Genomic DNA, 16402 nt, shown 5'->3' on the forward strand with positions numbered 1-16402 from the left:
TTATGAATATGATCAGGTTTGCATTAAAGAAACCACTATCTATCATGGTAGCCGTAATTGCTATCACTTATTTTTCCTTTTCCGCGATACGAAATATTAATGTTGATATTTTTCCAAAAGTCGAACTACCTGTTATTTATATAGCAATGCCATATGGAGGTTTAACGCCTGCATATATGGATGGCTTTATGGCTAATGAGTTTCAAAAAGTGTTAATTTTTGTTAGTGGTGTAAGCGAGATTGACTTTAAGAGTGTTCAAGGTTTTACCCTGATGAAGCTTTCCTTTTATCCAGGAACTGACATGGCCCAGGCCGCTGCTGAAGTTTCCACACAGGTGTCAAGAGCTATGGGCTTCCTACCTCCGGGGGCAGTTCCACCCCAGGTTGTTCGTTTTGACGGCAGCTCACTCCCTATTGGGCAATTGGTGTTTGAAAGCCCTAAGCGATCCATTACCGAACTTCAAAACCTAGCCATGACTAAGATCAGGCCCATGTTCGTCACTATTCCTGGAGTAACCGCTCCTGCACCTTTTGGTGGTAATGTTAGAACCATGGTGGTCAAGGTAGACCCAAGCCTCATGCAATCTTATGGCCTTTCTGCTGAGCAGGTAACCATGGCTATTGCAAAAAACAATTTTCCATCACCTGCCGGAAACATTAGGGTAGGCGACCAAAATTTAATGAGTCCGGTTAATTCTATTGCTACCGGACCTGAAGATTTTCTTAATATTCCGATAAAGTCATCTCCAGATAATACCGTCTTCGTTAAAGATATTGCTTCTGTAGAGGATGGGGCAGACATCACAACAGGTTATGCCATCATCAACGGCAAACGTTCAGTCTATTTGCCCGTTATCAAAAAAGCAGATGCCTCTACCTTAAAGGTTGTAGAAAATTTAAAAGCAGCAATTCCAAAGCTAAAAGCTGCCATGCCGGAAGACGTCGATATCAAGTATGTTTTTGATCAGTCAGGTTACATTGAGAGCGCACTGGAAAACCTGATCCACGAAGGCATACTAGGGGCAGTGTTGACTGGCCTAATGATTTTCCTGTTTTTGGGCGATTCACGTGGTGCGCTCATTGTAGTACTTACCATACCCATTGCCATCCTATCGGCTGTGATCATGTTATACCTTTTCGGCCAGACCATAAATGTGATGACTTTAAGTGGGCTTGCATTATCTATTGGTATCCTGGTCGATGAGGCGACCGTAACGATAGAGAATATCCATCAGCATTTCGAAATGGAAAAGCCAAAACAACGGGCCATTTTAGATGCCCTTTTGGAAATCTCTATTCCAAAGATTCTTATTTTATTCTGTATACTAGCGGTGCTTATTCCTTCATTCATGATGAGTGGGATACCTAAGGACATGTTTATGCCTTTATCCCTAGCGGTAGCTTTTGCAATGATTGCTTCATTTATTGCTTCTCAAACTTTCGTTCCGATTATGGCTAACTGGCTCATGAAGCCTGAATTGTTGGTTCATGCGAAAGTAAGTTTTCACAAGAAAAAGCTGACCAGATTTGAGAAATTTAAGCGCAAGTACTTAATATTGACACGTTACAGCCAAAATAGAACGTGGAAAGTAATAGGCATTTATGCACTACTCTCTATCATCATATTAATATCTGGTGGTTTGATTATTGGAACAGATATATTACCAGCAAGCAATAATGGCGACGTGCAGATGAGAATTGTTGCCCCAGAGGGAACCAGGCTTGAAAAATCTGAATCTTATTTAAAGCAGGTAACTAAGATCGTTTCCGATCGGCTCCCTGCAGATGCCATAAAAATCACTTCTGCGTATGTAGGTTTGCAACCATCAGCTACCGCTATTAATCCAATATTTTTATTTACCAGTGGCTCCCACGAGTCTGTTTTGCAAGTATCTGTAGATCAGGATATGTACAGCGGGTCAATGGCTGTATTAAAAGAAAATATTCGACAAGACATTGGTGAAAAGCTTCCGGAGCTGAAGATAAACTTTGAACCCATTGAAATGGTGGAAAAAATCATGAGTCAAGGAGCTATGACACCCATTCAACTTAAAGTTGCAGGAGGGCAGTTAAAGGTAGCAGAAAAGTTTGCTAAAAAACTGGAAGCAGAACTCCTAAAAATGCCATTTCTGCGGGACGTTCGTATCGCTGAGCCCGTTAACACCCCAGGGATACAGATTAATGTAAACCGGGAATTAGCCGCGCAATTTGGTTTGACCATGGAAGATGTGGCCAGAACGATGACAATGGCCACTTCATCTACACGCTTTACCAATAAAAATCTATGGGTTGATCCGAAATCAGGTTTGGTCTTCCAGGTTCAGGTCCAGATTCCTGAATCAGATATGCAGTCACTTGAAAATTTACGTTCGCTGCCCTTAAAGGCAGGACAACCAAGACCTGTGCTTGAAGATGTTGCCGAATTACGATCCCTAAAGATGCCTGCACAGGTAAACAGGCAGGGGCCAAACAGGTATGTAAGCGTATTGGCAAACACCTATAATTCGGATTTAGGTGCAGCATCTAAGGCGGTAGGAGAAGCCATCAAAAATGTTGGTGAGCCTCCAAGAGGAGTAGTGGTATCGGCTGAGGGTTTAATGCAGTTATTAGATGACACCCTTTCTGGGCTTCAAACAGGTTTAGTGGTGGCCATGGTCGTTATTTTTTTAATGCTGACGGCTTACTATCAGTCATTTGCGGTATCAGGTTTAATTTTATCTGTAGTCCCAGCTGTTATCGGCGGAAGCCTATTGCTTCTACTACTGTCTGGAAGCACCTTAAATTTACAATCTTACATGGGCATTATCATGTCTGTTGGGGTGTCAGTTTCAAACGCTGTTTTAATGGTTAACCAAGCCGAGGTTAACCGACTGAAACATGGATTGTCGGCCCGTCAGGCTTCCTTTCTTGCAGCTTCTTCCAGACTAAGACCGATTATCATGACCACCTTTGCGATGATTGCAGGTATGATTCCAATGTCCCTTGGCTTAGGAGATGGCGGTGACCAGGTAGCCCCACTCGGCCAGGCCGTAATTGGAGGACTTTTATTGTCCACCCTTACGGTACTCTTGATTTTACCCCACATTTATGCCCTTATTATGAAGAACAAAACAAGGTATAGCCCAACACTTGATCCGGATGATCTTGAAAACAGGAATTTTACCAATAAAACCCCAATCCCGACACCAAGCGTACGCTAGAATTATGAAAATGATGAATTTAAAATATATGAAGATTGCCAGCTTTGCCATTCCAGTTATACTGATCACTGCGAGCTGCAGCCAGGACAAGTCCACCAAACAAGTTACAGGTAATCATAAACCCTCTACTGCTGCCCAGATTGAGTTAGTGCAAGCGGTTAATAATCAGCCAAATTACGTGCTTGATCTCCCAGGAGAACTTCAGCCCTTTGAACAGGTTGATTTGTACCCAAAAGTGAAGGGGTTTGTTAAAAAAATCCTGGTCGACCGTGGTAGTCGCGTTAAAAAAGGACAGTTGTTAGTCATATTAGAGGCGCCAGAGGTAAGTCAGAAATATTTATCAGAGAAATCGGCTGAAAACAAATATTATGAGGATTACCTATATAGCCGGCAATCTTATGAACGCTTTAAAAAAGCGGCCTCAAAAGTAGGATCGGTGGCAGAAATTGAAATCGATAAAGCGAGAAGTAAATTTAAAAGTGATAGTGCAGCTTATGCTTCGGCCAAAGCTAATACGGGTATTTCTGCCCAGCAAAGGGAATACCTACGGATAACTGCCCCATTCGATGGAATCATTGTCGATAAAAACGTATCAAACGGAGCGCTGGTGGGGGACAATTCACAGGTACCCTTGATTACCATTGTTCAGACAAATCAACTGCGGTTAACTGTGGCCATCCCAGAGAAACATTCACAATCATTGAGTAAGAATACTCAAGTTACTTTTACCGTAAGCAACTTGCCTGGCAAAGTATACCAGTCTAGATTATCCCGTAAAAGTGATTTTGTAAAGCAGGAATCAAGGGCAATAAACGCGGAATTTGATGTTTCGAATTCTGGAAATGAACTCCGGGGTGGCGAATATGCCAGGGTAAAACTGAATCTTAGCCGGCCTTACCAAACATTATGGCTCCCCATTGGCAGTATCATTAAGTCGCAATCTGGAATTTTTATCAATAAAGTGAATCAGGGGAAAATCGAACGAATTGAAGTGACATTAGGCAATCAGCAAGGGAAATTGCAGGAAGTTTTTGGAGAAATTACCACTGATGACCAAATCGTAAAAGTAGGCTCGGAAGAATTAACAAATGGAATCAACGTAACAATTAAAAAATAAAATGATGATTGATAAACAAGATGATAAACAACAATCGAATAAATTAAACCTGAAAAAGTACTTCACTTTTTCAAATTTTAGTAACCTGGTCTTACTTGTATTATTAGCAATATTTGTTTTTAGTGCAGATGCAAAAGGTGTTGTGATGGAAGGATTAATGAAAATTGGGCTCTTCCAGCCAGATATTCCTCAATCGGAGTCTGCATTGCCCATTATCACACCTGCAGCTGTGATTCAAGATGTTGAATTTTTGGATAATAATGGTCAACCAATCAAGCTTTCTGATCAAAAAGGAAAAGTTGTTTTTATAAATTTCTGGGCTGCCTGGTGTCCGCCTTGCATAGCCGAAATGCCAACCATCGATCAATTGCATGCAAAATATAAAAACAATAAAGACGTCCTGTTTTTGATGGTCGACGTAGATGGGAAAATAGTTGAATCAACGGCCTTTATGAATAAGAAGGGGTTTGACCTACCTGTCCATGTTCCGGGAAGTGGATTGCCTAAAGAACTGTTTGCCGGAAGCATGCCGACCACGGTAATGCTAGATAAATCAGGAAACATCGTCTTCCATCATGTTGGTGGAGCAGATTATAGTAATCCTGAAATAACTGGTTTCATAAATAAACTGTTAAATTAATGAGGTAATAAAAATAATTTAGGCGTGCTTATGCCGCCTAAATTATTTTTATTAACCTCGTATTGAGAGGCAAGTTCTCCTTTCAACACCTATGATACTATTATAATAGACTAGTCTGAGCAACAATCATCCACACCCTCTATCACAAAACCCTAGTTTTTTGATAATTGAATTGATTTTTTTGTTTTTGATGATGCGTATTTGATTAATGAAGCAGGAGGGGGAACACATAATTGCCTCGTTAGACGTAAACGATTATTTTAAGCCGATAGTTTGTTATTCGTCAATTATTTTGTATTGTTGTTATAGCAAGCGAGATCATCATTAGAAATGGAAAAAGACCTAAATTATAAACCCGAGGATGTTTTTAAGGAATATTATGGTCGTTTAAGCTATTTTGCATTTCAATTTGTGAATGATCAATCCGTTGCAGAAGATTTTGTTCAGGATGCTTTCGTTGCTTATTGGGATTCAAAGAAAAAGGTCTCTGATCATCCCCAGGCAGTAAAAGATTTTTTATACACCGCAGTTAGAAATTCGTCACTAAATTTTTTAAAACGCAAAAAAGTTCAAGAGCGTTATTTCTTTTTAAGGAATGATGAGAAATTTGAAAATCAAAAGGTTTTGGAAACCATGATTCAGGCTGAAGCGATGGCCAATTTGCACCAAGCAATTTCGCAATTACCGGAAAGTTGTAGAAAGGTTTTTCTCTTAGCTTACTTTCAGGGTCTAAGTAATCCTGAAATTGCGCAGGAGTTAAAGATAAGCATCAACACAGTAAGAAACCATAAGTATAACGGTTTGAAAATTTTACGAGCGAATCTTGATGTAAAAACTTTTATGGCTTTCATGGTGATAATGGCATCCTGATCCCGACTCACAAAAATATTTTCATTTGATATAGTCTTTCTGGCAGGTTAGGTTTTCTTAACAGAGAAAATAGCCCCAGGAATGAATTTACACCCATACAAATTAGCTGATTTAATAGCCAGGCATATACAAGAAAAGCTTTCTGCAGAGGAAAGCGTGTGTTTGTTGGAATGGTTGAATGAAAGTGAGGATAATCAACGTTTATTTGACCGTTTGGTGAAAGCTGAGCAGGTAAAAGACAGTTTTGATTTCTTTGATGCACTGGATGTTGATGCAGCCTGGAAAAAAGCAGACAGGACCAGGAAAATCCGAAGCATCAAAAAAGCAGCCTCTTATCTGGGTTATGCAGCAGCTCTGGCTGGTATCATTTTCTCTTTCCTCATTTTTCTGCCTCAGGAACAAACTTCTCCACAGGAGCCGGTCAGCGTTGTAAAAGTAAGAGACCTTCCACCAGGAGGAGAAAAGGCAACATTAAAACTCAGTAACGGTGAAGTTGTCCAGCTGGATGAAAATTATATTAAAATTTCAGAGCTTAAAGGTTTCCTTATATTCTGTAAGGGTGGCGAGCTTAATTACTCTGGCACATCGGTCGTCGATAACCATCTTGTTTATAATACCTTATCTGTTCCCAAAAGAGGGACTTATAGGGTAGTTCTTGCTGACGGTACAAAAGTATGGCTCAACTCCTTGTCTGAAATACAATTCCCCGTACAATTCAGTCATACGCAGCGTAGCGTTAAATTAACAGGAGAAGCTTATTTTGAAGTGGCCCCGGATCCATTAAGACCATTTTTTGTTGAAGTAAACGATAAGACGATTGAAGTTTTAGGCACACACTTCAATGTGAATTCATATGGTGCCCAGATGAAAACAACTTTATTGGAGGGAAAGGTAAAGATATCCAATTCATTCGCGCATAAATTTTTAGTTCCCGGTCAGGAAGCCGATGTGGTAGGAAAAGACATCCTGGTGAAAAGAGGAGATCTAAAAAAGGCATTGGCCTGGAGAAATAATGAATTTTATTTCAAAAATGAATCCATGCATGAAGTTCTAAGAGAAATTTCAAGATGGTATGATTTCAAAATCAACGATGATCAAATGACGTATAATAAGCGTTTTTCCGGAAGCATCAATAGAGATTTGAAATTATCAGAGTTATTGAAAATACTCCATTCTTTAAGTGGTTATCAATTTAAATTTGATGGAACCACAGTATTCATAAGCAACCAAAGCTTTAACCATAATTCCCCAGGACCACAAAAAACCAAATAATTCAACACACCTATTAACCGCTAACCAAAAATTTATGAACCTATTATGTCGTATGATGAAGTTAAGGATACTTTGCATGCTGCTTTTAACTATTCCTGCTTTCGCATATAGTGAAGCCCAAAGTATTATGCTCTCTGTAAAAAATGAGCGTTTGGAAAATGTGTTAACACTAATTTCCTTGCAAACCAAGTATAAGTTTATTTATGATGATGAGCTTATTGCTACTATGCCAAGAGTTTCAATTGATGTAAAGAACGACAAGCTTTCCGAGGTGTTAACACGGACCCTTTCGAAAACAGATTTTACGTTTGAAATTATTTCCGGTACCGTAGTGATCAGCCGTAAGCTTGAATTGGCGAAGTCGACTACAGTAAACAAAAATCTTCAAAGATTACTAACCGGGCGTGTTCAGGATGAACAAGGTCTTCCGTTGCCCGGGGCCACGGTGTCTATTAAGACTAAAGTTGGCAACAGGGTAATTTCTGATGCTAATGGAAACTTTTCCATCAGCGTAACTGACAACGACATCATTCAGGTTTCCTTCATTGGTTACCATACGCAGGAAGTAACTGTTAACAGGGAGATGAGCACAGTCACTATTTCGCTTAAAAGTGCTGATGCCAACTTAAGTGAAGTGGTAGTAGTTGGTTATGGAACCATGGAAAAACGTGATGTTACAGGTGCCGTGAGCCAAATTAAAGGTGATGCCTTAAAAAATATGCCGGTAAGGAATGCTACTGAAGCTTTACAAGGTAAAACTTCCGGTGTTGTGGTTACCTCAACCGGCGGTAGTCCTGGTACTGCGCCTGCAGTACGTATTCGTGGTATTGGAACAGTAAATAACAATAATCCGCTGTATGTTGTTGATGGATTACCGCAGACTGATATCGGCTGGTTGAATCCGAATGACATTAGTTCTATTGAAATTTTAAAAGATGCTTCTGCTTCAGCCATCTATGGTACGCGTGCCGCTAATGGCGTGGTGATGGTGACCACAAAAAGAGGTCAGCAGTTTGGTGATGTCTTAAAAAGCACGGTTACTTTTGATGCTTACTATGGTATTCAGAATCCCATCAAAACTTATGAGATGATGAATGCTGCGGAGTTTATGGATTATAAAAACCTGGCAAATACAAATGCGGGTTTACCGGAGTATTTTACGGCAACGCAGAAGTCTGAGGTTTTAAATTTCCTGAAAAGTAACTTTGGAACCGAGGAGGGCACCAATTGGTGGAATGAAATTAACCAAAAAGATGCACCTGTTCAAAATTATAATGTCACCATCTCCGGGGGCATGAAAGATCTGGCTTATAGTTCCAGTCTTGGTTACATGGAGCAGCAAGGAATTATCAAAGGTTCTGACTATGATCGTTTAACCTGGCGATCCAATTTTGACCATAACTTAAAAGACTGGTTTAAGCTTTCAGGTAACTTTGGGTTGATCCATGAGAGCAGAAGAAATGTCCTGGAAAATAGTCCGGGGTTTAGCACTGCTTTTATTGCCTTCGTAGCTGATCCAATTTCACCTGTTTACCGTACCGGTTTAAAGGATATCCCTTCCTTTTTAGAGAGTTCTTTCTTTTTAGACCAGATTGATCCTAATGATCCCTACTCTTTTTATAGTCCGATTATAATGACCAATAAAGAGAATCCCGCATCTCAGGTAAATATTTACAAAGATAACGTGTGGAAAGGGATTCAAATGAAAGGTGGATTAGCGGCAGATGTTAAAATTACTGATTTCCTAAAATACAGAAGTAGCTTCGGCCTCGATTTAAGTAGGGGCAGTTCTGACGGTTTTACGCCCAAATACCGTTTAGACAATGAACAATTTGTGACCGATGCCACTGTAAGTAAATTTGTTACTGCTAATAATTACTGGGTATTTGAAAATACCTTAACTTTTGAAAAGCAATTAGGTGACCACAACATCAATGTGATGGTGGGTACCTCGGCCGAGGAAACTAAATATGAACAAACCGGTGCTTCAAAACAAGGTTATGTGACAAATGATGCCAGTCAGCATATTATTGATGCGGGGACGATTAATCCTGGTGCCTCAGGTTTTAAGTCTGAAAGTGCTTTGGTTTCTTATTTCAGCAGGGCCTTTTACTCTTATAAAGATAAATATTTATTTACAGCCAATTTTAGAAGGGATGGTTCATCGAATTTTGGCGACGGACAAAAATGGGGTAATTTTCCATCTTTCTCCGCGGGTTGGAATTTTTCTGAGGAAGACTTTCTCAAGGGTTCTACATGGCTGACAAGAGGTAAATTACGAGCTAGCTGGGGTCAAATTGGTAACCAGGCAATTGGAGGTGGTGCTTACAGAAATACATATACCGGTAATTTGGGCTATTATCTTTTTGGGGATTATACACCTTACTTAAGAGGTGGAAGTAATTACAGGGGTAATCCTAATGTGCGCTGGGAAACTACAGAACAAACGGATATTGGTATTGAACTATCCTTATTTGATGGGGCGATAGATATTGTTGCCGATTATTTTGAGAAGACAACCGATGGTATGCTTTTGAATGTACCCTTGCCTACTTATTTAGGGTTTCCAAATTTCCCATGGACAAATGCTGGTAAAATCGAAAACAAAGGTCTTGAATTTGAACTGGCTTATAACAACAATAAAGGGGCCTTTAAATATACCATTGCCGGTAACCTGTTTACTTTTAAAAATAAAGTGATTAGTCTGGGTGGAGGGGAGCCAATTTTAGGTGGAGGCTGGATTAATTATACCACAACAAAAACCGAAGAAGGTAAACCTATAGGTTATTTCTTCGGGTTGAAAACCGACGGCATTTTTCAAAGTCAGGCGGAAGTGGATAACTACTTTCAAGAGGGTGCACGTCCGGGAGATTTGAGATTCGTTGATGTGAATGGAGATCAGAAGATTGATAACCAGGATAGAACTAATATTGGTGATCCTTTTCCGAAAATTTCATATGGTTTAAACATCAATAGTTCATACAAGAACTTTGATATCAGCTTATCAATGCAAGGGACTTTAGGTAATGATATCATGAACATCAAGAAAATTGATATGAATTCTGGCGTGGGTTGGTATAATGCACCGAAAGACCTGATGGATCGCGCCTGGTCACCAACTAACCCTAGTAATGATCAGTTTGCGATTAATGCCACAAATACCAATAACCTCCAAATTTCGGATTGGCTGGTTGAAGATGGAAGCTATTTGAGAATGAAAAATATCCAGCTAGGTTATTCATTACCTGCAGACATGATGAAGAAGGCTAAAATTCAAAGAATCCGTATTTGGGCAGGGGCATATAACCTTTTCACCATTACAAATTATACAGGATTAGATCCGGAAATTGGAAGCACATCCCCTTTAAGCAGTGGTGTAGATAATGGATATTATCCTGTAGCGAAGTCTTACATGGTCGGTGTTAACGCAACTTTTTAATCTTATGATAGCTTCATTCCCATTAAAATCAAACTAGAAACAAATGAAAAACTATAAATATTTACTAGCAATAGGCGTATTGATCGTCTCGGTAAGTGCTTGCCAGAAATCTTTCCTTGAAAGAGAGCCCTTAGGTAGTTTAAGTGAGGAAGGATATTTTCAAACAGATAATGCAGCCATGAAATTGGTTTCGGATTGTTATGGACCTATGCTTGACGGATGGGGATATACCATTAATAAAGTGGCCTTAGGTGATGAGTCTGTTGATAATGCAGACGGCGGTGGTTCTGACCCTGGTGACAGGCCACAAACCATTGAAGTCGGAAGAGGCAGGCCCTTAGCATCTAACCCTTTGTTAAGTGAAATGTGGAATAACCGGTATACTGCTATTGGGAAATGCAATTTAGCCATTAAAAACATTGAAGAACAATGGGATAAATTAGTAGCGGGTGGAAAATCGGTTTCTGAGGAAGAAAAAGCGCGGTATATTGCTGAGATTAAGTTTTTAAGAGCCTGGTATTATTTCGATTTGATCTGGGTATTTAAGGAAGTGCCTTTGGTGATTAGTCCTATGCCTTCAGAAACACGTTTGCCAAAAAGCCCTGTCGAGGAGTTAAAAGCCCAGATTTATAGTGATTTGGATGCAGCTATTGATGTTGCTTCTTTTCCCAAAAGTTCAAGTCTCCCAAGAGGTGAAAAAGGAAGAGCAAACAAGGATGCAGCTTATGCTTTAAAAGCCAGGGCCGCTTTATTTTTCGCAGGTCTGATAGAGAGTGGTAAAATGCAGGGTAATGCCGTTGAAGAATATACTGTTGCTAAAAATGCGGCAGAGCAGGTTGTAAAAAATGGCGGACTATCGCTGTTGCCTGATTACCAGGATTTATACCGGGGTGATTATCAGGTCGGCCCATATTCTCAAGAGGCTATTTTTACCGTATTTAGGACTTATTTGCCGGCTATTAATTTGGGTGGTGATGCCTTCTCCATTATGAACGTTGGAAGAAACAACGTAGGTGGTTATGGTGGTAATACCCCAACAAGAGATTTGGCATCAGAATTTGAAGCAGGTGATCCAAGAAAGTTGTTTACCATCATCAGCCATAATGATATTTTCCGTACCGCTTCTGGCGCTAATGAAGTTCATAACTACCGCGGATATTACAATGACTTTAATTTACAACATAGCCGGAAAGCTTTTGTACCACAACAATTCCGGGTGCAGGCTAATTTAACACGCAGTAACTGGGGGCCGTATTGGATAAGGTATGCCGAGGTTTTACTAGTATACGCTGAAGCACTTGTGAAAACAAATGGGGCTAATGCAGAGGTAGCTCAATATATTAATGAAGTGAGAAGAAGAGCGTTTGTAACGACCTCAAAAGTTGATGAGCCTGCCGTATTCAGACAATTCACCGAGGGGCTGGCTGCGGTTACTCCAGCGGAATTTGAAACCCGTTATGCTGTTAAACCGACAGATAATTTATTGGAAGCAATAAAGCACGAACGGAGGGTAGAGCTGGCTTTAGAGGGGTTTAGGTTGTATGACTTGGTCAGGTGGAATGAGTATGCGACTACCATGAAAGCGTTTCATACAAAATATGGGTTTGCCGACAAAGGTGTTAGCGCCGGAGAAAATAGCTGGCCTTTTCCAATTCCACAGACGGAAATTGACCGTTCAAATGGTGTATTGACACAAAATTCAAATTATTAATTTAAGTATGAAGTATAAAAATACATATAGCCGATGGTCTTTTTTAAGACTATCGGCTATTGCTGGTGCCGCAGTTAGTTTAAGCCCTTTGTTTTCCTTTGCCGATGAAGTTAATTCATCCGCTCCAGGGCTTAACCCTGTAGCTGCTGGAAAAAGAATTGGTATTATTGGGTTGGATACTTCACATAGTGAGGTGTTTACAAAAATGATTAATTCTGGAGAAGTAGCTGGGGGATACAAAGTTGTAGCGGCTTATCCACATGGGAGCCCGGATATTCCGGAGGCCTTGAAGATGAAGCCTGGAATTATTGCTGCGGTGAAAAACATGGGCGTAGAAATCGTTGATTCTATTGAAGCCCTGCTGAAGAAAGTCGATGTAATTTTACTGGAAACGATTGATGGCAGGCCTCATTATGAACAAGCGCTTCCTGTGCTTAAAGCAGGCAAACGAATGTTTATAGACAAACCTGTCGCTGCGGATTTAGCTGATGCGAAAAGGCTGTTTGCGGCTTCAAGAAAATACAACAGTCCCATTTTTAGCAGCTCTGCATTACGTTTCGACTCTACGGTTCAAAAAGTGGTGAATGGCACCATTGGAAAAGTGACGGGCGCTGATGTGTATACGCCCGCGGTAATAGAATCCCGTCATTTGGACATGGCATGGTATGGCATCCATGGTGTTGAAATGCTTTTTACCGTGATGGGGCCAGGTTGTAAATCCGTTAGCCGTACTTATCAGGAAGGAACAGATTTGTTGGTCGGCACCTGGGAAGACGGTCGTATCGGTACAGTGAGAGGCATCCGGACGGGGAGTGCAAACATTGCCGGAACTGCTTTTGGAGATAAGGGTATTGCTATTCTGGGACCCTTTAGCTCTTATACGCCTTTGGTTAATAAAATTATAACCTTTTTCGATACGGGGGTACCTCCGGTATCAGAAGCTGAGACTTTAGAGATCTTTACTTTTATGCATGCCGCGGATTTAAGTAGAAAAGAAAACGGAAAACTTGTTCTACTTACGAAATAAAATACCAAATTCAGTGCAATAAAACTACATAATGAAACAAATCTATCTGATGCTATTTATCGGCTTATTTATGATAAGCTGTAGTCCTACTCGAAAACAAACTCATGTTCTGTATTTTTCTTCTCAACCAGAAAATGGAGCACCTAAGGGGTTAAAGGATTTTACAACACAAAATAAAGGGACTTATACTTATTCAAGGGATTTTTCTGTTTTTTCAGAAGATTCACTTAAAGGTATAAGTGCTATTTTAATAAAAGTCAGCGATGTCAATAAGCTTGATCATCGCGCAATTCCTCAGTTGAAAAGATACCTTGAAGCAGGAGGTGGTGGGATCATTGCGATTCGCGATACCACACTAAGTAATAGAGGCTGGCCATGGCTGCAGTCCTGGTTGGATAACCAGGATGGTGCTCAACTGGAACAGGACAAAGGCAGGTTGGCTTTGCTGAGTAAAGCATACACCGCAGAAGCGCTTGGGGAAGCCTTAGCTTATGTCGTTGGAAGTAATAAAATACCGGATTTTGAAAAGTCGGAAACCCTTGCTGTTCCTGACAGCAGTCGTTACACCAGGGAAATTCTTGCCGAAGGCCTCGATGAGCCGATGCAAATGGCCATCTTTCCAAATAAGGATGTTTTATTTGTAGGGAGAAAGGGAAGCATCCAGCGTTATGAAAATGCCACTGGAATCACAAAAAACATTGCCAGTTTAAATGTCTTTACTGGTATTGAAGATGGACTGCTTGGTGTTGCATTGGATCCAGGATATGAGAAAAATAACTGGATTTATTTCTATTATGCTGTAGCGGGCGAGAAATCAGTAAATCGCCTATCGAGGTTTGAACTTCATGGTGATAGTTTAGTGCTGGGTAATGAAACAGTAATTCTGGAAATACCTACACAGCGTATTTATTGTTGCCATTCTGCAGGTTATATATCTTTTGATAAAAATGGCTTGTTATACCTGGCTATAGGTGACAATACAAATGCAGAGGAGACGGAAGGATATACGCCCGTAGATGAAAGACCCGGACGTTCTTTGGCAGATGATCAGGGTACTGCGGCCAATACGAATGACCTGAGAGGGAAAATCCTCCGCATCAAACCATTGCCTGAAGGTGGTTACGAAGTGCCTGAGGGTAATTTGTTTTCAAAAGACGGCGCTGTTGGAAGGCCTGAAATTTACATTATGGGCTCAAGGAACCCTTATCGTTTCAGTATTGATCCAAAAACAAACTACTTATATTTTGGAGACGTTGGTCCTGATACCAAAGTGAAGGCTTCAACGGGTGAGCTCATGAGTTTCGATGAGATTAACCAGGTCAAAGAACCCGGCTTTTACGGATGGCCCTACTTTTTAGGAAACAATGAGATTTTCCCTAAATACAACTATGCAACAAAAAAGGAAGACCCCGGAAAAGATCCTTTAAAGCCCATCAATATTTCGCCAAACAATACCGGTGCCAAGGAATTGCCAGCTGCAAAACCCGCGATGATCTGGTATGGGAAGGGTAAATCTGCCGAGTTTCCTTTAGTAGGGAGTGGTGGCGCAACAGCAGCGGCCGGACCTGTCTATAACAGCTCGGCTTTTGAAAAAGCACCTTTTAAATTATCTGATTACTATGATGGTAAATTATTCATTTATGAGTGGATTAGGGGCTGGATCATGGCGGTTACTTTTGATGAGAAGGGTAATTACTTAAGAATGGAACCTTTCCTTGAACATGTGAAATTTGAAGCACCTGTTGACATACAGTTTGCAGCAGACGGATCTTTGTATGTGCTTGAATATGGAACAAATTGGTTCTCTAAAAATTCAAATGCCAAGCTTGTCCGGATCCAATATGTAGAAGGGAACAGAAATCCGAAAGCAGTAATTGACATGGAACAGCAATATGGTGCTGCGCCGATGAAAGTAAACCTTTCTGCAAAGGGTTCTCAAGATCATGATCAAGCTGATCAGTTGTCCTATAGTTGGGAGATTGAAAATCAAAAATTTGAAGGAGAAAGCCTTAGCCATACTTTTACTAAACCTGGCACTTATGAAGTCGTTTTAAATGTTACAGATAACCATGGCGGTGTTGGTAAAACATCCAGAAAAGTATATGTCGGCAATACCCCACCAGAAGTTTCTATTCTGACAAAGGCTAACAGCACATTTTATTGGGATAACGGGGTGTTGGATTACGATATCCAGGTTAAAGATAAAGAAGAGACTGTTAAGCCTGAACGTTTAAATGTTTCTTTTGGATATATACCTCATGGTAAGGATGTTGCCACTATTTTAACCAGTAATCAGGAAGTAAGTAGTTTTAAGTATTTAAAAGGAAAGCAGATGGTGCTGAGTATGGATTGTAAATCTTGTCATTCTCTGGATCAGGCGTCAGTTGGCCCCTCTTACCTGGACATTGCAAAACGCTATAGCGGCAAACCAGGGTCTTTAGAAAAGCTGGCAAACAAAGTGATTCAAGGTGGAAGTGGAAGCTGGGGTGAGCGGGCGATGACGGCGCATCCGGCACTTTCTGTCCAGGAAGCACAAGATATGACCGCTTATATTCTTTCTTTATCCGAGAAAAATGCAAGGCTTCCTTTAAAAAGCACAATCAAACTCGCAGCACATATTGGTAAAGGAAATGAGGGGGTATACCTGTTAAATGCGAGTTATAAAGATCAGGGAGCCAATGGTATTGGAGAATTAGAATCACGAAATTATATTCTGTTAAAGGATCCATTGATTCAAACAGAGGATTTTGATAAAGGAAACGTAAGGATAGCTACAATAACGACGGAGTTCCGCTCGTATATCACCAATATCACCAATGGGAAGTATATGAGGTTTAATCATATTGACCTTGTTGGTATAAAAAGCCTCACTTATCAGGTTCAGGCAATTGGTTCCGGTGGAAACATTGAAGTAAGGCTGGATAAAATTGATGGTCCTTTGGTGAGTAAACTGACTATTCCTTCAGGAAATCCAAAACAGGTGAATCAGGCATGGCAGAAAATGGAGGCATCCGTTAAAGCGACTACCGGTAAGCATGATTTGTTCTTCGTTTTTACCGGGTCCGCTGATCACAAAAACTATTTCAATGTCGACTGGATTCGGTTTCAATAAGGAAACCACCAAAA

General features: G+C 40.5%; 9 protein-coding genes. All 9 read left to right on the forward strand.

The genetic code is table 11. The features are described 5' to 3' along the window. The first annotated feature begins 2 nt into the window (after positions 1-2). The 9 genes from WG905_RS15130 (at position 3) to WG905_RS15170 (ending at position 16388) form a co-directional block, all read left to right on the forward strand. Positions 3-3200, forward strand: a complete 3198-nt coding sequence (locus tag WG905_RS15130) for an efflux RND transporter permease subunit (RefSeq protein ID WP_339592579.1) — start codon at positions 3-5, stop codon at positions 3198-3200. 10 nt (positions 3201-3210) lie between these two features. Continuing rightward, positions 3211-4317, forward strand: coding sequence for an efflux RND transporter periplasmic adaptor subunit (locus WG905_RS15135; RefSeq protein WP_339592580.1), 1107 nt, complete (start codon positions 3211-3213; stop codon positions 4315-4317). A gap of 1 nt (position 4318) precedes the next feature. Next, a complete protein-coding gene (locus tag WG905_RS15140) occupies positions 4319-4957 on the forward strand; it encodes a TlpA family protein disulfide reductase (protein ID WP_339592581.1) in 639 nt (212 codons plus the stop codon). Between the two features lie 330 nt (positions 4958-5287). After that, entirely contained in the window at positions 5288-5827 is a 540-nt protein-coding gene (locus WG905_RS15145) for an RNA polymerase sigma-70 factor (RefSeq protein ID WP_339592582.1), read from the forward strand. Between the two features lie 81 nt (positions 5828-5908). Next, positions 5909-7099, forward strand: a complete 1191-nt coding sequence (locus tag WG905_RS15150; RefSeq protein WP_339592583.1) for a FecR family protein — start codon at positions 5909-5911, stop codon at positions 7097-7099. 34 nt (positions 7100-7133) lie between these two features. After that, complete coding sequence (locus WG905_RS15155) at positions 7134-10538, forward strand: TonB-dependent receptor (protein WP_339592584.1); 3405 nt, start codon at positions 7134-7136, stop codon at positions 10536-10538. A gap of 43 nt (positions 10539-10581) precedes the next feature. Next, positions 10582-12249 carry a RagB/SusD family nutrient uptake outer membrane protein gene (locus WG905_RS15160; protein ID WP_339592585.1) on the forward strand — a complete coding sequence of 556 codons (1668 nt, stop codon included), beginning with the start codon at positions 10582-10584 and terminating at the stop codon, positions 12247-12249. Between the two features lie 7 nt (positions 12250-12256). Beyond that, positions 12257-13276, forward strand: coding sequence for a Gfo/Idh/MocA family protein (locus WG905_RS15165; protein ID WP_339592586.1), 1020 nt, complete (start codon positions 12257-12259; stop codon positions 13274-13276). Positions 13277-13307: 31 nt separating this feature from the next. Further along, positions 13308-16388, forward strand: a complete 3081-nt coding sequence (locus tag WG905_RS15170; protein WP_339592587.1) for a PQQ-dependent sugar dehydrogenase — start codon at positions 13308-13310, stop codon at positions 16386-16388. Positions 16389-16402: the final 14 nt, after the last annotated feature.

The organism is Pedobacter immunditicola (assembly GCF_037482985.1).
Classification (GTDB): Bacteria; Bacteroidota; Bacteroidia; order Sphingobacteriales; family Sphingobacteriaceae; genus Pedobacter; species Pedobacter immunditicola.